Annotated in this window: 17 protein-coding genes and 4 pseudogenes; 12 read left to right on the top strand and 9 right to left on the bottom strand. The window is 60.5% G+C overall.

Annotation, left to right across the window (positions count from 1 at the left end):
- Window positions 1–128: 128 nt before the first annotated feature.
- Complete coding sequence (locus E2I15_RS38180) at window positions 129–1271, bottom strand: MFS transporter (protein WP_422109873.1); 1143 nt, start codon at window positions 1269–1271, stop codon at window positions 129–131.
- 844 nt (window positions 1272–2115) lie between these two features.
- On the opposite strand from E2I15_RS38180, the pseudogene E2I15_RS39930 reads away from it, so the two are divergent.
- Window positions 2116–2552 (top strand): annotated as a pseudogene (locus E2I15_RS39930) (formate dehydrogenase accessory sulfurtransferase FdhD); the annotation flags it as partial.
- A gap of 74 nt (window positions 2553–2626) precedes the next feature.
- The gene (locus E2I15_RS39760) at window positions 2627–2749 is read left to right on the top strand and encodes a hypothetical protein (protein ID WP_338134484.1); all 123 of its coding nucleotides are present in this window, start codon (window positions 2627–2629) and stop codon (window positions 2747–2749) included.
- Window positions 2750–3159: 410 nt separating this feature from the next.
- Here the strand turns inward: E2I15_RS39760 and E2I15_RS38160 are convergent.
- Window positions 3160–3939 (bottom strand): annotated as a pseudogene (locus tag E2I15_RS38160) (SDR family oxidoreductase); the annotation flags it as partial.
- Between the two features lie 464 nt (window positions 3940–4403).
- On the opposite strand from E2I15_RS38160, the gene E2I15_RS38150 reads away from it, so the two are divergent.
- Entirely contained in the window at window positions 4404–4907 is a 504-nt protein-coding gene (locus tag E2I15_RS38150) for a YciE/YciF ferroxidase family protein (RefSeq protein ID WP_137482126.1), read from the top strand.
- Window positions 4908–4997: 90 nt separating this feature from the next.
- Window positions 4998–5255, top strand: coding sequence for a SemiSWEET family sugar transporter (locus tag E2I15_RS38145; RefSeq protein ID WP_137482128.1), 258 nt, complete (start codon window positions 4998–5000; stop codon window positions 5253–5255).
- Between the two features lie 173 nt (window positions 5256–5428).
- Here E2I15_RS38145 and E2I15_RS39925 read toward each other — a convergent pair.
- Together E2I15_RS39925 and E2I15_RS38140 are read right to left on the bottom strand one after the other, a co-directional pair.
- A pseudogene (locus tag E2I15_RS39925) lies at window positions 5429–5572 on the bottom strand (hypothetical protein); the annotation flags it as partial.
- A gap of 32 nt (window positions 5573–5604) precedes the next feature.
- Window positions 5605–8175, bottom strand: coding sequence for an excinuclease ABC subunit UvrA (locus E2I15_RS38140; RefSeq protein ID WP_137482130.1), 2571 nt, complete (start codon window positions 8173–8175; stop codon window positions 5605–5607).
- A 478-nt stretch (window positions 8176–8653) separates the two neighbouring features.
- Between E2I15_RS38140 and E2I15_RS38135 the strand changes: the two genes are divergently transcribed.
- On the top strand, window positions 8654–9196 hold the full coding sequence (locus tag E2I15_RS38135; RefSeq protein WP_137482132.1) for an MOSC domain-containing protein: 543 nt from the start codon (window positions 8654–8656) through the stop codon (window positions 9194–9196).
- A 17-nt stretch (window positions 9197–9213) separates the two neighbouring features.
- On the opposite strand, the pseudogene E2I15_RS38130 reads toward E2I15_RS38135, so the two are convergent.
- A pseudogene (locus E2I15_RS38130) lies at window positions 9214–9680 on the bottom strand (metallophosphoesterase family protein).
- A gap of 473 nt (window positions 9681–10153) precedes the next feature.
- Here E2I15_RS38130 and E2I15_RS38125 point away from each other — a divergent pair.
- Together E2I15_RS38125 and E2I15_RS38120 are read left to right on the top strand one after the other, a co-directional pair.
- Window positions 10154–10669: a YciE/YciF ferroxidase family protein gene (locus E2I15_RS38125; protein WP_137482134.1), complete on the top strand. Its 516-nt coding sequence runs from the start codon at window positions 10154–10156 to the stop codon at window positions 10667–10669.
- A gap of 77 nt (window positions 10670–10746) precedes the next feature.
- Window positions 10747–11262, top strand: coding sequence for an inorganic diphosphatase (locus E2I15_RS38120; protein WP_137482135.1), 516 nt, complete (start codon window positions 10747–10749; stop codon window positions 11260–11262).
- Window positions 11263–11285: 23 nt separating this feature from the next.
- Here E2I15_RS38120 and E2I15_RS38115 read toward each other — a convergent pair whose 3' ends face one another.
- Window positions 11286–11603: a carbohydrate porin gene (locus E2I15_RS38115; protein ID WP_246729492.1), complete on the bottom strand. Its 318-nt coding sequence runs from the start codon at window positions 11601–11603 to the stop codon at window positions 11286–11288.
- Between the two features lie 20 nt (window positions 11604–11623).
- Here E2I15_RS38115 and E2I15_RS38110 point away from each other — a divergent pair, with 20 nt between their 5' ends.
- Complete coding sequence (locus E2I15_RS38110; RefSeq protein ID WP_246668264.1) at window positions 11624–11893, top strand: hypothetical protein; 270 nt, start codon at window positions 11624–11626, stop codon at window positions 11891–11893.
- A 42-nt stretch (window positions 11894–11935) separates the two neighbouring features.
- On the opposite strand, the gene E2I15_RS38105 is transcribed toward E2I15_RS38110, so the two are convergent.
- Window positions 11936–12325 (bottom strand): PRC-barrel domain-containing protein, encoded by a 390-nt coding sequence (locus tag E2I15_RS38105; RefSeq protein WP_137482137.1) that lies wholly within the window; start codon window positions 12323–12325, stop codon window positions 11936–11938.
- A gap of 1306 nt (window positions 12326–13631) precedes the next feature.
- On the opposite strand from E2I15_RS38105, the gene E2I15_RS38100 reads away from it, so the two are divergent.
- Window positions 13632–13832, top strand: a complete 201-nt coding sequence (locus E2I15_RS38100; protein ID WP_137482139.1) for a hypothetical protein — start codon at window positions 13632–13634, stop codon at window positions 13830–13832.
- A 619-nt stretch (window positions 13833–14451) separates the two neighbouring features.
- On the opposite strand, the gene E2I15_RS38095 is transcribed toward E2I15_RS38100, so the two are convergent.
- Complete coding sequence (locus E2I15_RS38095) at window positions 14452–14679, bottom strand: hypothetical protein (protein WP_038959943.1); 228 nt, start codon at window positions 14677–14679, stop codon at window positions 14452–14454.
- A 224-nt stretch (window positions 14680–14903) separates the two neighbouring features.
- Between E2I15_RS38095 and E2I15_RS38090 the strand changes: the two genes are divergently transcribed.
- On the top strand, window positions 14904–16013 hold the full coding sequence (locus E2I15_RS38090) for a DUF1236 domain-containing protein (RefSeq protein ID WP_137482141.1): 1110 nt from the start codon (window positions 14904–14906) through the stop codon (window positions 16011–16013).
- Between the two features lie 23 nt (window positions 16014–16036).
- Window positions 16037–16351: a hypothetical protein gene (locus tag E2I15_RS38085; protein ID WP_137482143.1), complete on the top strand. Its 315-nt coding sequence runs from the start codon at window positions 16037–16039 to the stop codon at window positions 16349–16351.
- A gap of 410 nt (window positions 16352–16761) precedes the next feature.
- On the opposite strand, the gene E2I15_RS38080 is transcribed toward E2I15_RS38085, so the two are convergent.
- Window positions 16762–16902 (bottom strand): hypothetical protein, encoded by a 141-nt coding sequence (locus tag E2I15_RS38080; protein WP_155262798.1) that lies wholly within the window; start codon window positions 16900–16902, stop codon window positions 16762–16764.
- A gap of 45 nt (window positions 16903–16947) precedes the next feature.
- On the opposite strand from E2I15_RS38080, the gene E2I15_RS38075 reads away from it, so the two are divergent.
- The coding region (locus E2I15_RS38075) for a glycosyltransferase family 4 protein (RefSeq protein WP_155262797.1) at window positions 16948–17780 on the top strand (833 nt) is incomplete at its 3' end.

Genomic DNA, 17780 nt, shown 5'->3' with positions numbered 1-17780 from the left:
TGTGATCGAGACGTACCGTTTTACTGCTATCAGGTTGAGGCCTGATCGACTCTCAGCCTTGAACGCCGGCGCCGCGGCCGATCATTGGCTCGAAGCGTGCCGGTGCCCTTTTCCTCTCGATCGGCGGCCTAGCGAGGGTCGGCCATAACCATCCGCGCCGACAGCGTGACGATGCACATGAGCGCGCCTAACATGCCGAACGCAAAAGGCAAGCCGGTCATGTCTGCGACAAGCCCGATGCTGGCGGGACCCATCAGTATACCCGCATAGCCAGCAGTCGTGATGACCGCGATCGCAACGCCTACCGGCATCACCTTCTGTTTGCCGGCGCGGCGACACAGTACAGGTACAACATTTGAAATACCCAATCCAATAAGAAGGAACCCCGCCATGGCAATCACCGCAACCGGCGCGGCGACCACAGCCAGGAAGCCTATCATGATTGGTAGAGTTCCGAGCATCAATGTGGCACGGTCGCCGATTCGCTCCACCACGGCATCTCCGCCGAGACGTCCCGCAGTCATCGCGATGGCGAAGAGCATACAGCCAAGACCTCCATGCGCCTCAGCGAGAAGATCTTGCCCAACGAGAAGCAAAGCGCTCCAATCAAGCATTGCACCTTCGACAAGAAACGTAATAGCCGCCAGCGCAGCTATTAGCACCACACTGCGATGGGGCAAGACAAACACAGGCCCCCGCTGCCTTACACTCGTTGCGGTCAACCGCGGCCAAGCCGACACAATCGCGATCATCATAAACGTCGAACAGACTAACGTCGAAGAAAGCGGACCAAGCTGAAGCGAAAGGAACACAGTCACGGCAGCAGAGCCGGTGAATTCGCCGATGCTGTAATGGGCATGGAAGCCGGACATCAATGGGCGGCCGGTGGCGCGCTCCAGTTCAATCGCATAGATGTTCATGGCTACATCGATCGCACCCAGTGAAACGCCGAAAGCAAACAGCGTGGCACCGAGCGCAAGAGGTGTTCCGGCGATAGCAAGCCACGGCAGGATAAGCGCGAGGCCGAGTCCACCCACGAAGATAATGGGCTTGCTGCCGTATCGCGCATTCGACACGCTGGTCAAAAGCATAGCGAGAACGGATCCCATTCCGAGACAGAGCAGCAGAAGACCAAGCATGCGGTCATCTACCGCGAGCCGCTCCTTGGCGAGCGGCACCAAAGGCGCCCACGCCGCGAGGCCAAATCCGGCAACAAAAAACGCAAGCCGCGTCCCAAGCAGGCCGGCCGCCCAATTGGCAGATGGTATCACAGGCTCTCCTGAGAGAATGGGCTGGTGAGCGCCCCTCGCCTGCAAGCGATCCCCAGCTCGACGATGGTGGCCTCACGTTGACATTTTTCATCCCTGCAAATGCGATGCCATCGCAAGAACTCGAGCCACCCCCAGAGGGCAAGCGCCAACGCGGAATGATCGTCAAGCTCCGGACACAGGTTTGGCCTATCTTTCTCGGATAGGCTAGCCGTACGAAGGACGCTAGTCTTAGCTTGTTTCTGACGGTCAGAGGCGCAACAGCTCGAGTTGGCTTTGTCGCAAAGCGCACAAAGCCGACGGCACCCGGACCTTGCGTGTACTTCGAGAAGAACACCACAGCTCGCGCGAACACGGCCGTCAGCTCTCCGGCAGCATTTGCTGTCAGTCTGGAAGCTCTCGTAAAAGCAAAGGCGCTGCGCCTGAGCTCAATACAACGAACATTCACGGAGGACCGGAGCTGACCGCGGGAAGCTTCTACACTACACCGGGGCAACGGATCGCGGCAGATTGAAGACATTTGAAACCGGGCTTACCGTCTTTGGAAGCAGGCTGGCGAACCGGCATGAGCGATGGACATCTTCTGGTACGAAGCGGAAGCCGAGTTGTTGGCCGAGAGGTCCCCAAGAGATGACAGACAACCTGTCGGTTCAACGGCTCAGCTCTCGAACCACCTGTTGAGGGCCTAGCGCAATGGCACCACCGACGGCATGGCGTTGGCTTAGGAACCATCACCTCATTAGGGCGTCGCTTACTCTTTCCGGAGGTCGCGTTGACTTGCGGCCCGCACGCTAGCCGAAGATAACCCAGGGCCCTGACGTACAATGGAACGACGCTTGCCGTCGTGATGGCGGCATCCGCCGATCTCACTGATCTTGCCTTCGGGTTCAGCTTGACTGGGGGAATCATTGCTGCGCCGATCCGAGATCAGGACCTCGACATCGTCCGGCACGGGGATAGCGTGGAGCGCGGATGTGGCTCACCTCCGACCGGAGCGACTGCCTTGCAGCACGGCGGTGGCGACCGGTCGGCCCGCTGCGGCCTCCGCGGGACCGAAAGCCTGGCCGACGCCTGTTCGCCCACCCCACATGTCACGAGTGACCTATCGCTCGCAGGCGAAGACATTTTCTTGCTGTGCACGGGCTGACCACGGCACGGGATATCAATCGTGCGACCCGGGCGACGCACGCCGCCGGGCTTTACCGGCCTGGTTCAGGGTTATTGCTCCTACGCGAAGATGTCGGCCGACAAAATGCCCTCGACGAGTTCGCGCAAGCGATGGCCGCAGAGGAGGGTGTCGTCGGCTCCTTAGGCGCGCTGGTTCTCACCAGCCGCGTATCGTCGCAGCCACCGAGAACGTGTCGAAGCGACTCGGCAATACGCCGGCCATCTGCCGCAAGAGTTATGTCCATCCGGAGATCCTGAGCGCCTACATGTCCGGCGATCTCGTCAAAATGACCGAGGCCAAGATTGCGCAGTAGTTCAAGCGCCAATACGGCAACCTCACTTCGGATGAGATCATGGTCCTCGCCTTCCTCCACAAGCGGCTTCGGACCTCAAGTCCGCGGATCAGCCATAACGCTTGGCCCTGGCGTACCACGCGGCGTAGGGGGTGTTCTTGACGGCGTATCGGTTGTCGGGGGCGCCGTCGTCCCACCACGCCGGCCCACGCTCGCCCAAGCTGCGCTTCGCTTCGTCGATCCTGCGATGGGCTTCCAGTTCGGCGTCGCGATCTCTCGCGCTTTTAAAACCTTGACGGCCCACCGTGCATCCACCAGCGCCTTGACGAGACGCGCCTTCTCTCGCGGCTCGATGTTCGGATCGCTCAGGTGCCAGAGCTTTCCTTTCAGGACGCCCATCCGGGGTGACGGGATGCTTGATGCCCGCCATCTCAAATGAAGGGCTTGCCCCCTGTGACCGCGACGGTCGTCCCCGACGTGTAGCTTGAGAGCGGGTCAGCCAGCATCACATAGGCCGTGGCAAGCTCCGCCGGTTGACCGGCGCGCTTCATCGGCACTTGCTTGCCAAAGTTCTTCACCGCCTCGTCCGGCATCGTCGACGGGAGCGGCGTCCAGATCGGGCCCGGCGCCACGGCGTTTACGCGTATGCCTCTTTCGGCCAGCATCTGAGCCAGGCCGCCGGTGAAATTCTGAATGGCGCCCTTCGTCGTGGCGTAGGCGAGCAGAATGGGGTTCGGCATGTCGGAGTTGACCGAAGCAGTATTGATGATGGCGGCGCCCGGCTTCATGTGCGGCACAGCCGCCTTCGCAAGGAAGAACATCGCGTGGATGTTGACCTCGAAGGTCATGCGCCATTCCTCGTCGCTGATGTCGCCGATGTCGGCGAAAGTCGCCTGGTGCGCGGCGTTGTTGACGAGGATGTCGACGCCGCCGAGGTCCCGTACAGCACGACCGACCACGGCGCGGCAATGGTCGGCCGAGCGCAAGTCGCCATCGACCAGGATAGCTTTGCGGCCCTCCTTTTCGATGAGCGCTGCGACTTCCTTGGCGTCGTCGATCTCGTCGAGGTAAGCGATCAGGATGTCGGCGCCCTCGCGGGCGAACGCGATTGCGATCGCGCGCCCGATGCCGCTATCGGCGCCAGTGATGATCGCACGCTTGCCTTGGAGCCGTCCCGATCCCTTATAGCTGGCTTCTCCATGATCTGGACGATCGGACTTTCAAGCATTCCGCCCTGCTTCGGCATCGGGGCCGCCTTCGCGTCTGCACCGGTCGGACGGTCGCCGGTAGTGTTGGCAGCGCCCGCGGGCTGCACGAAGACGTCTCCCCCCGGAACGCCGCAATCCTGCACGATGTGCTCGACAGCGAGCTCCGCCGCTCGCCGGGTGGGGGATTCTGCGATGACGGTGCTTTCCATTCGGACTCCTTGCGGCAGGCGGCTGCCATCAACCGATCGCAGACGTGACAGTTCCTATATCCCGCCGCCTCCGCCGGCCCAGCAGCCAAGGAACGGCGCAGGGATCCGCTCGTTGCATTCGAAAACTCCGCCCGAATGTCGAGACTGACGACGGAAACGTTGTTGGCTGCGTGGCCCGCTTAGCCATCGCCGGCCAGTTAGGAACACTTCCTATTTGTCGTCGTTTGCCGTGCGGCAATTCAATAATGGGAGACATCCATGGGTTTCTTCACCAAGGACATCAAGACGCTGAACGACCTCTTCGTGCACACCCTGCAGGACATCTATTACGCCGAACAGCAGATTGCGAAGAATCTGCCGGATATGATCGAGAAAGCGAGCGACCAATCCTTGAAGAAGGGTTTCGAGACCCACCTCGCGGAGACCAAGAAGCAGATCACTCGGCTCGAAAAGGTCTTCAAGATGCACGGCGCCGAAACCAAGGGCGTGGACTGCCCCGCGATTGACGGCATCCTCGAGGAAGCCAATGACGTAGCCGGCGACGTAGACGACACGACGGTTCTCGACGCCGCCCTCATCGCGGCCGCGCAGGCCGTCGAGCACTACGAGATCACGCGCTACGGCTCGCTGATCGCGTGGGCGAAGAAGCTCGGGCGCGACGACTGCGCCTCCATTCTCCAGGAAAACCTCGACGAGGAGAAGGCAACGGACAAGAAGCTCAGCGACATGGCCGTCAACAGCGTGAACCAGCGGGCCGCATGATACTCGCTAATGCGAACGCCGGCTGCCGACAGAGGCGGCCGGCAGCCTTAGAGATCCAACGCCGGCGTGCCGGAACGCCGGTACACCGTGATGGGTGAACTCGCATCGTACGTCGGCGGCATCGCAGCCGTCCTGGCGTCGCTGTCCTACCTTCCGCAGGTTCGGAAAGCCTGGCCGCGCGGATCGACGCAAGCTCTCTCTCTGGGCATGCTCGCGGCGCTTACTCTCGGCCTCTCGTTGTGGGTGGTCTACGGCCTACTACGCTACGACTGGGTCGTCGTCGGCGCGAATGCCATCGGGGCCACCCTAGCCGCCATCGTGCTGGGTTGCAAAATCCGTGACCTCTAACCTAGATGCCTAGGCCGATCGACGGCATCTCCACCTTCGGAGACCGCTTTGCTCAACTCCGTCGCCGCGGAGAGACCGTAAGAGTCTCGGCACAGGCTACGCGCTGCGCAGCCGGTCCGACTGCCGCAATTCCGGGTCGCTCTCTCCGAAGAGCAGGCTTGCAAGAAGCGCTTTCAGATCGCGCGCCACGGCGAAAGAGCCGGCCGAAGCGGTACGGATAGTCCGTCAAGAATATGATGCGGTCGGTGCCGAGCACGTCGATGGCCCAACGCAGGTATCTCTTGCTTCCATGCCGCTCGGCGTCGCCGTGACGTTGCTTTGGAAGTATTCGGCTCTGGTCATCTCGAGGCTAAAGTGCCTTCGCCAAATAGGTCGCTGTGCGGCTTCCGGAGGCGGCAACCTGCTTCGGCGGCCCTGACGCCACGATACGGCCACCCTCATCGCCTGCTCCGGGCCCCACATCGAGGATCCAGTCGCTGTTCGCGGCGACCGACATGTCGTGTTCGACCAGGATCACGGTGTTGCCGGCGTCGACGAGGCCTTGAAGCTGCCTGCTCAACCTCCGAACGTCGGATGGGTGCAGGCCGGTCGTTGGTTCGTCGAGAACGTAGAGCGTCCCGCCGCGCTGCGCCCGCTGCAACTCAGTCGCAAGCTTGACGCGCTGCGCCTCACCTCCAGAGAGCTGGGTCGCCGACTGACCGAGCCTGATGTAGCCCAATCCCACCTCTCGGAGCACGCCCAGCGACCGGGAAAGCATTTCGTTTTCTCCGAAGAACGCGAATGCCACGTCGACCGTCATCGCCAGCACCTCAGCGATCGACTTGTCGCGAATTTTGATCTCGAGCGTCTTCGCGTTATAGCGAGAGCCCTTGCAGGTCGGGCACGGCGTGTAGACGCTCGGAAGGAAAAGAAGTTCGACGCAAACATATCCCTCACCCTCGCACGTCTCGCAGCGGCCTTTGGCGACGTTGAACGAGAACCGGCCGGCATCGTATCGCCTGGCGCGTGCTTGCTTCGTCGCGGCGAATAGCTTGCGCACGTGATCGAGCAACCCGGTGTAGGTCGCCAGATTGGACCGCGGCGTTCGTCCGATCGGCTTCTGGTCGACAACGACGAGTCGCTTGACCCGATCGAGACCCTCGGCGATCTCGCCGCCCAGCGTGCGCACCCGCTCCTCGAGTTCGCCTTCGTCCGGATCCGCCTCCCGGCGTTGACCAAGCCGCTCGGCAACGGCCTCGACGAGAAACTGGCTGACCAGAGTGGACTTGCCCGAGCCCGAGACGCCGGTCACGCAGGTGAGGACGCCGAGAGGGAGATCGGCATCCAGGCCGCCGAGGTTGTTGCGCGTGACTCCCCGCAGCTTCAGCCAGCCAATCGGCTCGCGAACCTTTCGTGTCGGCTCAGCGGTTTCGCCAAAAAGGAAGCGCCGCGTCTGCGATGATTTCACTTCGGCCAGTCCCGCAAGTCGTCCGCTGTAGAGTATCTTACCGCCCTGCTCTCCCGCAGCGGGCCCGACATCAACGATCCAGTCGGCCTGGCGCACCACGTCGAGCTCGTGTTCGACGACGAAGAGCGAGTTGCCCGCGGCTTTCAGACGCTCCAGCGCCCGCAGCAACGCTTCAGTGTCCGCCGGGTGCAGGCCGGCCGATGGCTCGTCCAACACGTAGACGACGCCGAAAAGGTTCGATCTGACCTGCGTCGCGAGACGAAGCCGCTGCAGTTCCCCCGGAGACAAGGTCGGCGTGCTTCGCTCGAGCGTCAGATACCCAAGGCCGAGATCCAGCAAAACCTCGAGACGCCCCGCGAGGTCTTCGACGATCCTTTGCACGACGAGCGCCTTTTCGGGATGGGACTCGTTCGGCTCCGCTCGATCAATATACGGCTTGACGAGCGCGTCCAGCTTCTTCAACGGCAGGCGCGACATCTCAGCGATGTCCAGTCGGGCGAACTTGACGGAGAGAGCTTCCGGCTTGAGCCTCTTGCCCTTGCAGACCGGGCAGTCGTCGCTCGACAGGAATTGCGCCACGCGCCGCTTCATCATCGCACTCTGCGTAGTGGCATACGTTTGAAGAATGTATTTGCGAGCCCCGGTGAAGGTGCCCATGTAGCTCGGTTCTTCCTTTTTCTTCAGGGCCCTGCGTGTTTCAGCGGGTGTGTATCCGGCGTAAACCGGAACGGTCGGCTGCTCCTCGGTGAAGAGAATCCAGTCGCGATCCTTCTTAGGGAGTTCGCGCCACGGCCTGTCGACGTCGTAACCGAGCGTGACCAAGATGTCTCTGAGGTTCTGCCCCTGCCAGGCCGACGGCCAGGCCGCGACCGCCCGCTCCCGAATGGTCAATGCGTCGTCGGGCACCAGCGTCCGTTCGTCGACCCGATGGACACGCCCGATGCCGTGGCAATTGGGACAGGCGCCCTCCGGCGTGTTGGGCGAGAAGGATTCCGCGTAAAGCAATGGTTGGCCGCGCGGATAGTCGCCGGCGCGTGAGTACAGCATCCTCAGCAAGTTGGACAACGTGGTGACGCTACCCACCGAGGACCTGGTCGTCGGCAATCCACGCTGCTGCTGCAGCGCGACGGCCGGCGGCAATCCTTCGACGACGTCGACGTCGGGCACCTGCATTTGGTGAAACAGCCGACGCGCGTATGGCGACACGGATTCGAGATACCGCCGCTGCGCCTCCGCGTATAAGGTTCCGAACGCCAGCGAGGACTTTCCGGATCCGGAGACCCCGGTGAAGACCACGAGCTCGTTGCGGGGAATGTCGAGCGAGACATCCTTGAGATTGTGCTCGCGCGCCCCTCTGACGCGAACGAAGCCGTCACGCGCCTCGGGGGCGGTTCTTCTGGTCTTTTTGCTTTGGCATCCATCCGGAAAGAAGCTCTGTTGGGGCGCAGGGTTCCGTGCAGCGCTATCCTGCAATTACGGTCACCTCGGTTGTCGGAAGGCGCGCCATGACGTCCCCCGAGATTTTCAGATGCGCTTCGACAAGCCCACGCGGAGTGGACCCAAGCCACAGTGAGATAGCGCTTACGACAATCGGGCGCCGCTTTCTATAAGCCTCCCATAGGAACGTTTCCTCTCTCCTCGCCGTTGTGTCCCGGACGAGGACCATTCTGGGATCGATGGCCGGGGAAACGCGAAACGTCACGACCGACTTCGCCAGACGCGATTGGCGCCCGGCCTCTCGCGGCGGCGGGCGCGTTCGGTTGCACGTTCAGCATCAATCCCGACGCACATTCCGTTCCGGAGCTCGACCGCATGCACTGGGGCGTAGAAATGGCCGCAAAGCCAGCGTCCTCGCGGACCGCGTCCTGAACGCGATGCCTCTCACCGAAATCATGCGACACCTGAAGCGTAAGCGCCGCTTTGCGGCGCGCGCCGCGTAACGCCGGTAGCCATGGCGCTCGAAGGAATAGTCTTCGCCGTCTCGATCGACAGCAAGCATCGGTTCAGCAAAATACTCCGACTGTCGGTGACGCTCGTCGCCGGTCATGGCATCGAGGGCGATGCGCACTATGGTCAATTCGTCAAGCATCGGTACTTGACCCGCCGCTATCCTCGATCACCCAATCTCCGTCAAGTCCACCTTATTTCAAGCGAAATGCTCAACGCTCTGCGCGTCGCAGGCTACGATGTTGGGCCTGGCGAACTCGGCGAGAACATCACGACGACCGGCCTCGATCTCGAGACCTTGCCGCTCGACACCAGGCTCCGAATTGGCACCTCGGCATGTATCCTTCTTACCGGCTTGCGGAGCCCATGCGTCCTAATCGATCGATTTCGACCCGGGTTGAAGAGCCGCCTGGTGAGCGACGAGCCCGGGCAGCCTTTCACGGCCGGCGTCATGGCAATCGTGACCAAAAGCGGCGACGTCTCGCCCGGCGACGCTATCCGGGTCATCCTTCCGGCGACGCCTCACCGGCTGCTTCCGCCGCTATGATGCGTTGCCGCATTGCGTCAGGCGGCTTCAAGATCGTGGATGAGAGGCCGGATCCCATCCGGTGTCACATCCAGCGTCGCAAGGGTGATCGGCAGCTTGAAACGGCGCCGGCCGGCGCTTCCGGATTCACGTACAGAACCCCGCCGACCGTTTGTATTTTCGGTACATGGGAATGGCCCGATACGACAACGTCGATGCCCTGGGCGACGGGATCGATGGACATGGCCTTTAGGTCATGGAGCACGTAGACCGTCTTCCCGGCTAGGCTCACTGTCTCGATTTCAGCGTAGTCGCGGCCCCAGTCAGCGGTGTCCACGTTGCCGCGGATTGCGGAAATAGGCGCGATCCGGCGCAACGCCGCGATGATGCCGGGATCGCCGATGTCGCCGGCGTGGATGATGTAGTCGGCGTCGGCCAGCACCTGCAGCGCCTTTGTTCTCAGAAGCCCGTGCGTGTCCGAGATGATGCCTATCCTAAAGGGCATTTTGCACCATGAGCGAGTTGCAGGAATATTCTAACCTGTGCAGCGCATCTCGTCTCTCCGCATGCGATCTACGGCGGCCTCGGCTGGCTCTCGAACACCCTTCGCTCACGTGATCGTGCACTTTTCGTTCGGCGAAAGTTTGATGCAGCGGGAGCTCAGTTAAGCCCCTCTACAGCGCAAGGCAGGCGGCGATTCCGAAGCCGACGACGGCCACATCGCAATGGCTCGCCCTAGAGCTGCCCCCTCCGGCAATATCGCGAAATCCACTCATAGCTAGAATGCTGACCATTCTAAACTCTGAGCAACAGCGCAAATGTCCGCGGGTGCCTTGGTTCCTCCTGCCGCGGGAAATGGCCCCCGCATACCGATGACCAAGGGGCGACCCGATCTATGCGACCGCGCTGTGGCATCGGCGGCGAGGAACAAAGCCCGATCGATGCCGTTCCATCGCTTTGAACTCAAGGAGTGACGTCATGGGACTATTCACAAAAGATATCAAAACCATGGATGATCTGCTGCTGCATGGGCTGCAGGACATCTATTATGCCGAGCAGCAGATCCTCAAGGCGTTGCCGAAAATGATCGACAAGGCCACCAACCGGGATCTGATCACGGGGCTCAGGAACCATCTCGAAGAGACGAACAAGCAGGTCGAGCGCCTCGAAAAGGCCTTTGAGAAACTGGGCCAGTCGCCGAGCGGCACGCAATGCCCCGCCATCGACGGCATCATCAAGGAAGCGGATGAGACGGCTGGCGAAATCGAAGACAAGGCGGTGCTGGATGCGGCGATCGTCGCCAACGCTCAGGCCGTCGAACATTACGAGATCTGCCGATATGGCACGCTGATCGCCTGGGCCGAGGCGCTCGGCCACGACGACATCGTGCGTTTTCTGAACACGAACCTGAACGAAGAAAAGGCAGCGAACACCAAGCTCAACACTGTGGCGTTGCGTAAGGGCGTCAATAAAAAGGCTTCCACCGCCGCCTGATCGCCAATTCCGGGTCTGGCGAATGATTTCGCCAGACCGGCTCCCTCCCGATACTTAATGAGTAGTTGACTGTCGCTATGACCAACCTGACAAAATTGCCGAGCTGGGCCGACAAAGACAATATCTTTACTGTTGTCGAAACGCCGCGCGGCAGTTCTTGCAAACTCGATTTCGATCCCAAGCTCGGCATTTTTGCCTTGGCAAAGCCCCTTATGGCGGGCCTGACCTATCCGTATGATTGGGGTTTCATTCCGTCAACCAAGGCCGAGGACGGCGATCCGCTGGATGTGCTGATCCTGCACGACGCACAGACTTATCCGGGCGTCGTGCTGCGCTGTCGTCCGGTTGGAATTCTCGAAGTCGAGCAGAAGAAAAAGGGCAAGACGGAACGAAACGACCGCATTTTTGCGGTTCCTGATCGGTCTCCGCTCGAAACGAATCTCAAGGATATCCGCGATCTTCCTTCCCATGCGCGTGACGATCTCGAACAGTTCTTTCGAGCGACCAACGCGCTGGAGGACAAGGAGCTGAAGTTTCTCGGATGGCGTAGTCCCAATCGAGCGACCAAGGCCATCAAACGGCTGGCCCGCTGAGCCGAGCTTAATTCCGGATCGAACTAGAACTTCAGGGTCGTTCGTAGACCAAGCACCGTTGCATTATGAAGAACCCTGCCGGGCACAGCACTTGACGGGCTGGTGGCACCTCCGCCTGGATGGATGATATATTGAAAATTGGGCTGCAATGTCCACCCATCCCTGATCTGGTATTGATACACGGCGGTCAGGAGTCCTTCGAAACTTCGCATCGGCCAATTCGGATTAACAAGCGCACGATAATCGGCATCCAGCGATTGTGCGCGTTTCGACACATGCGCGTAGCCGGCCGCAATGCCGAACTTGCAATCTGGCTTTCGATGCCTGCGGGCCTCAAGCAAGTATTGATCGGGCGACCGTCATGCTCGTGCACGTCAAGCTGTCAGCACTCAAGCAGGGACGCGCCTGCGAATATGTCGGGTTTTGCGCTCGGCGGATTGGCGACCATCGTGGCTGGCATGGTCGCGGACTGGGCAAGCCTGCGGCCGGTGGGCTGATGCGGGCCTTTCCGGCGATCTTCAGCGCCAGTGCGACCTTGATCGTCAAAGGCCCGCTCGGCTTCCCGAGCGGGCTTTTTTTGCGGAGCGTTCGCCAAGACGAGGCGCGAATCCGCCCCGCCTTTCCAGTTTAAGAAATCACAGACTGGTCGGCCGGATGCTAGATTGCTTCTCGCTTACTTCTCGGGAACCCAAGTCGTGCTGGCCTTATCGTATTTGAAGCCCGGTGCGGCTTTCAAACCATCCTTCGTTTCGTCCAACGTGAGCCACCACTTGTCGTCCTTCTTTTCGGTCCTGACCGCAGTGAACGGCACGATCACATCCTTCTCGCCGGCCCCCAAGAATCCGCCGACGCCGATGACAAGCCCCGTCACTTTGCCGGACTTATCGACCAACACGTCGTCGATCGTGCCGATCTTGGACTCCTTGGGATCGTAAACGCTCTGCTTGTAGTAGTTGGTCACCGTCCAACTTTCAGGCGGGGCAGCCGTCACCGTGTCCGCGGCGAAAGCGGCTGAACAAGATGCGATGATCGCGGATGCTGCCAGGATAGTCGTTAGCTTCATGTTCTCTTCTCCGATAAGCCCTGAGACGGGCTCCGGAAACGACAACCAGCCCTCATTGTTCCAAAACGCACGATAGGCATTTGCAGGACCGGGCTGAGCAAGACTTCGTTCGCTTATCAACGGTAACGCGAGGTCCGCCGGATAGCTTAAGCGCTGCCGGGGAGCATCCTCATTAGGACGGCTCAGCTTCGGCCTCCGTCACCTTGGATTCAATCTCGAGCATTCTGGGTGCTAACCACCCGACGCTTACCCGCGCTCTGCTCGGTATCATCAATTTCGACCCTTCGATCTGCGGCGGCCTCTACGCTGCCCGCCGAGTTAGAATGCTCGGACCATGAGCTTGGTATTTGCAAGCTCATCGAAAGCATCGGCAACTCTGCGGCAGCGGTCCGAAAAGAGCGGAGACCGAGTTATGACTAGAGAACAGGACGTCAGCGCAGGATGCGCAAGAGAAGCTCGCAAGCAAGCCGAGCTCCTCCCTCCAGGTCCGGTTCGAGATGCGCTGTTGGAGAAGGCTCGCCAATACGAGTTGCTCCTTCAGGTTCACAATGTGGCACCCAGGCCGAGTAGGGCGCGGCACATCAAAGCGATGCCAAGCCAGTCTGCTGCTAGAGAGAGGCTTCGCATGGCCCGAAGTATTGCTTCCAACACCACAACAAGCACCAATTTTCTAGCTTCTTCTATCCCCGCTGCGCTCGATCGACCCGCGGCCCGGCCGCGACGTTCGACGAGGCACGCTCTGGGTTCGAGGCGGCATGGGGCGAGTTGCTGGCGGCCCTGACCGAGGCGGACTTCCGGGCCTGGCGCGATCAGCGCGACTTGATCGCGCGCAAGCAGGCCATGTGGGACCACGGCGAAAAGCTATCTTCTCAACAGCCATCGTCGCTCATGCGCTGTCCCTGCGGCGCGAACATTTGATAGCCACCGTCCGGCCGAAAGCCAGATTCACACCCCAAATCTATGCTGCGCAAGGCGCGATGGAATTCGACGATGAAGATGAAGGAAGACCGCCACCAGGACGATCCCAAGAAGACGCGTCAAAAAGGCGGTTCGGCCGATCTGAGGAACGCTGACTGAGCTTGATTGTTAGGACGCATTATGGCGCCTCCCGTCACCGTTTATTTCATCTGTATCGGCTGCGGCATCGTCTATTCAGCGAGCCAGGAACGCAGCGCAACCCATACGAATACTTCCGGGGCCTTCGATTGCTGGCAATGCGGAAAGCTTATTCATCACTGGGCTGGGCTCTATGACTATAACGAATGGAGAATCACCTCCGTACTGCCCAAGCAACCCAAGATGAGAAATGAAATACGAGGGTGATCGCCCCTACTCCGACCCTGAGAAAGCCGGCCGCTGGATCATGGAGCAATCCATCCTCGCATCGTTCGCCAGGCGGAGCACGCTTTCAGGCAGCGGAACGAGGTTCGCGCGCTTCGATTTCGCCTCTCAATTTGAGGTTTGCCGCTTCCAGATCAGCTACGCGATCCTTAATGCGTTGCTTTAAGCTCGCGTTGAGAGCGCGCATTGAATCTTCGGCGGAGCGTCAGTGCATTAACGGCAGCAGCAGTTCGAGGGGTTCTGCCGGCTGCACAAGGTAGGTATCCGCGCCGGAATCAAGACCGTGCGTCCGGTGGACCGAGGTCGTACAGGATTGCGCCGTCGCCGATTGCGTAATTTTCCTGGACAGGAATCGTTCCTACTGAGTGTGCCAATTTCTTTAGGCCAGTATCGCTGTTGACCAAAGCTCGCTCTAGGATGCGCATGATTTCGCGGGATTACGCTGTGAAGGCGGCAAAGCACTTCCACGAAGTCGGCGATCCGGCCGGCATCTCGGACAATGGCGCAGGTCAAGGCGACCGATGCCGACTGAATATCTTCGGCGGCTGGGCGGCTTTATCCATCTCTCGAAATCTATAATTCGATCGTGAATACTGCTTCGGTCTCCGGTACGGTGACGATTGGGCGATGAGCCCTTATAACGCCGCCAAGGGCCACCCCGCGCCTTCGGCCAGCCCTCTCGCACAAAAGGCCCGCTAAGGGAAAGCGGGCCATTCGCTTACACAGCTTAGCAGCTCAATGCATCTGACAATATGGTTAGAACTCCAGGCCGTCTCAGAGCGAACCTACTGCTCGGTACAGACCTTGGTGGTCTTCACGGCAGACTCGGCTTCGGTCTTGGTCTTGTAGACGCCGTCACCCACAACCGTCGTTGTGGTGGTCGTCGGCTTGGTGTCAACAACGGTGCACTTCTTTGTCGATGCGTCGCGCACAATGTAAAACTCGGCGGCGCTGGCGGCCTGGGTGCCGAGAGCAAAGGCGGCAAGAGCGCCACACACGATCAGCTTCTTCATAATGTCCTCCTCCAGTGGATGCTCGTGGTACGTCCTAACGACGGATTTCGAGGGATGTTCCACTTTTCCCGACGCGATAGCTCATCGTGAGCTTGAATTCGAATTCAGCACGGCTTCATCGTTAATAATTTTCCGAACAGGCCACAGCTATTGCCAACATATCCCGAGTTGGAACTAGCTGCGTCAAGCATTGTTGTTGGCCACCACATTCAGGGAGTTTTCAGATGAACAGGCTTTTATTATTGGCTACCACTGCGGCGGCCGCGATCGCGACGTCGGCTTTTGCGCAAACCTCTCCGAGCACCTCGAACGCGAATCCGCCAGGCGCGCAGCGTCAGCAGGATTCCACATCGGCGACGACGCCCTCCTCGAGCACGACGCCGTCGTCCACGACGTCTTCGGGACCCGCCCAGGGCAACGCCACTTCGACCAATTCTGCTCAAACTCAGTCGTCCCCTTCCGCGGCCCAGAGTGCGACTGGTCAATTATCCCAGACCGGCGCCAACACTGCGCAGACACCGGCTTCGGGCAACTCGCCCAGCCAGGCGCAGACCAGCCAGCCCTCAAACCAGGCCAACCCGCCGTCAAACCAGGCGCAGACCAACTCGCCTTCGACCGGTCAAACCCAGAGCGCAAATCCGCCGGCGTCAAACAACAGCAATCAGGCCCAGTCGCCGACCGGTAGCAGCTCGACTAACACGGCCCAGCACCCGAACAGCCAGCGGGAATCAGCCGACCGCTCGTCGAATACCAACGTGAACGCTGCCGTCAACATCAATGACCAGCAGCGTACCCGCATCAGCACGTCGATCTCGCACCTCAACGTCCAGCCGCTGACGAACGTGAACTTTTCGCTATCGGTCGGCACCGCCGTGCCTCGGGACGTGCGCCTGCAGCCGCTACCAGCCGAGGTCGTCGAAATTGTTCCGCAGTATCGCGGCTACGACTTCGTCCTGGTGAAGGACGAGATCGTGATCGTGGAGCCGTCCAGCTACAAGATCGTTGCGGTCATGCCGTATTCGGGCCGCGCAACGGCGGCGGCGCCGGCGCGGTCCGAGCAGCGCAAGACGACCTTTAGCGATCGCGATCGCGAAGTGATCCGAAAGCACGCCAAGGCGCGCCCCGTGGAGCGCGAGCGGCGCACCACCGGCAGTACGGCTCGCACCGAAATCCGTACCGGCGAGCGCGTGCCGGACGACGTTGAGATCGAAGCATTTCCCGACGAGGTCTACCGAGACGCGCCGACCTTGCGAGAATATCGGTACGTCCATCGGGACAGCCGCACCTACATCGTCGAACCGCACGAACGTCGCATCATCGAAGAGATCGACTGATCTCATCAGAAGAGGAGACAATCATGAAGATCATCGCCCTGGGCGTCGTCGGCGCCGCCCTTTTGGGGTCGGCTGCGACCGCAGCTCCCCTCAGCCCCTCCGCCGTGAGCTCGCCCGAACTCTCCGGCATTCACCTGGTCCGGCTCGTCTGCAACGAGTACGGTCGCTGCTTCCGCAGCCATGGTCCCCGCTACGTCCAGCGCTATTACGGCGATGATGGCTATGTGGTACGCCGGAGCTACGGTTCCTACGGCGGACCCGCCTACTATGATCGCGGCTATGGTTATTACGGCAGCGGCCCGGGCGTCGGCTTCAGCTTTGGCGCCCGCGGCTGGTAGCCGCTACTCAGGGGCCGCTCCTTCGCAGTAACGGGGTGGCGGTCCGACCTCGACAAGATATGACGTTTTGAGGAAGCAGCGCGATTTCTTCGTCGGCGTGAATCGTAACCACACGGTCGGCATCCTGGGGAGCACTCGAGGTCTGCACCACAGAGCCTCCGACTAAATTACTAGGCGCGAGTGTCAGGAAAAACTGGAAACATCGGCCCGAGCGCGAGTTGCCTTCACGGTATTTTTCTTGCGGGAGCCGATACATGGTCAACGACGTCCCGCTCAGAAGCGTGGTGGATACGATTTGGTGCCTCTATTGGGTAAAACATCGCGATGTCGACATTGCGGACAGCCGTCGTTGTTTGCTGGAGCGTCACGTTCAAGGGAGATGGGAAGCGAACTGAGCGAAGCCGATGAACTCACTGGATTGGCTTATCTCGATCGTCTTCCCAAGGACGAATGTTGAGGCTGATGGAGGAGTTCGTCAGACACGCGGTGATCGGCACCGCAAGACCGGAGTGGACGCTGTTGGTCATTGCTGAACTCGCTTCAGCGGCCATCGTCGTACTCCTCGGAGCGATGCTTCCTATCTAACGGATCCATCGATGCGCATCGCTCAACTTGCTCCCCTCGCTGAAAGCGTGCCCCCGAAGCTCTACGGAGGCACCGAGCGCGTGGTGGCGTGGTTGGTTGACGAGCTCGTCGGGCTCGGACACGACGTCACGCTGTTTGCAAGTGGAGATTCCAGGACGAAGGGCAAGTTGCATCCCGTATGGCCGCGCGCCCTACGCCTAGGACGTAAGGGCGTCGATCCCAGTGCAGCCTGTGCCATGCTCCTGGAAGCCGTTGCGCGACGCGCGAAGGACTTTGATGTGATCCACGCTCACATCGATTGGCTGCCGCTTCCGCTGCTTGGCCGGCTCTCCGTGCCCTTCCTGACCACAATGCATGGCAGATTGGACCTCCCCGGCCTTCCTGACGTTGTGCGTCAATTTCCGAACGCAGGGTTCGTCTCGATCTCTGAGCATCAACGGCGGCCACTTCCGGGGGCGAACTGGATCGCGACAATTCAACATGGGCTGCCGTCGCATCTCTTCAAACCGTCGCTGGAGCGGGGATCCTATCTTGCCTTTCTCGGCCGCTTCACCGTGGAGAAAGGTCCCGAAGATGCGATCCGAATCGCACAGGCGGCTGGAAAGCCGCTGCGAATCGCGGCCAAGATTCCTCGCGGTGAGACCCGATACTTCAAGAAAACCATTGAGCCGCTGATCGATGGCCGAGCGGTTCACCTGGTAGGGGAAATCGATGAGGCAAAAAAGCAACCTTTTCTGGCCGAGGCGGCGGCCCTCCTGTTTCCGATTGATTGGCCCGAGCCGTTCGGTCTCGTCATGATCGAGGCCATGGCTTGCGGAACGCCCGTGATCGCCTACCGATCCGG

Source organism: Bradyrhizobium sp. BR2003, from assembly GCF_009720285.1.
Taxonomy (GTDB): domain Bacteria; phylum Pseudomonadota; class Alphaproteobacteria; order Rhizobiales; family Xanthobacteraceae; genus Bradyrhizobium; species Bradyrhizobium elkanii.
This window is presented reverse-complemented; position numbering and strand designations above follow the sequence as displayed.

Bases quoted from the DNA above. Each gene is read 5' to 3' on its own strand.
- E2I15_RS38090 (WP_137482141.1), top strand. From the start codon at position 14,904: ATGAACAGGCTTTTATTATTGGCTACCACTGCGGCGGCCGCGATCGCG.
- E2I15_RS38135 (WP_137482132.1), top strand. From the start codon at position 8,654: ATGGCGCTCGAAGGAATAGTCTTCGCCGTCTCGATCGACAGCAAGCAT.
- E2I15_RS38105 (WP_137482137.1), bottom strand. From the start codon at position 12,325: ATGAAGCTAACGACTATCCTGGCAGCATCCGCGATCATCGCATCTTGT.
- E2I15_RS38150 (WP_137482126.1), top strand. From the start codon at position 4,404: ATGGGTTTCTTCACCAAGGACATCAAGACGCTGAACGACCTCTTCGTG.
- E2I15_RS38080 (WP_155262798.1), bottom strand. From the start codon at position 16,902: ATGGCCGCTGAAGCGAGTTCAGCAATGACCAACAGCGTCCACTCCGGT.
- E2I15_RS38145 (WP_137482128.1), top strand. From the start codon at position 4,998: ATGGGTGAACTCGCATCGTACGTCGGCGGCATCGCAGCCGTCCTGGCG.
- E2I15_RS38125 (WP_137482134.1), top strand. From the start codon at position 10,154: ATGGGACTATTCACAAAAGATATCAAAACCATGGATGATCTGCTGCTG.
- E2I15_RS38095 (WP_038959943.1), bottom strand. From the start codon at position 14,679: ATGAAGAAGCTGATCGTGTGTGGCGCTCTTGCCGCCTTTGCTCTCGGC.
- E2I15_RS38100 (WP_137482139.1), top strand. From the start codon at position 13,632: ATGAAATACGAGGGTGATCGCCCCTACTCCGACCCTGAGAAAGCCGGC.
- E2I15_RS38085 (WP_137482143.1), top strand. From the start codon at position 16,037: ATGAAGATCATCGCCCTGGGCGTCGTCGGCGCCGCCCTTTTGGGGTCG.
- E2I15_RS38120 (WP_137482135.1), top strand. From the start codon at position 10,747: ATGACCAACCTGACAAAATTGCCGAGCTGGGCCGACAAAGACAATATC.
- E2I15_RS38110 (WP_246668264.1), top strand. From the start codon at position 11,624: ATGCTCGTGCACGTCAAGCTGTCAGCACTCAAGCAGGGACGCGCCTGC.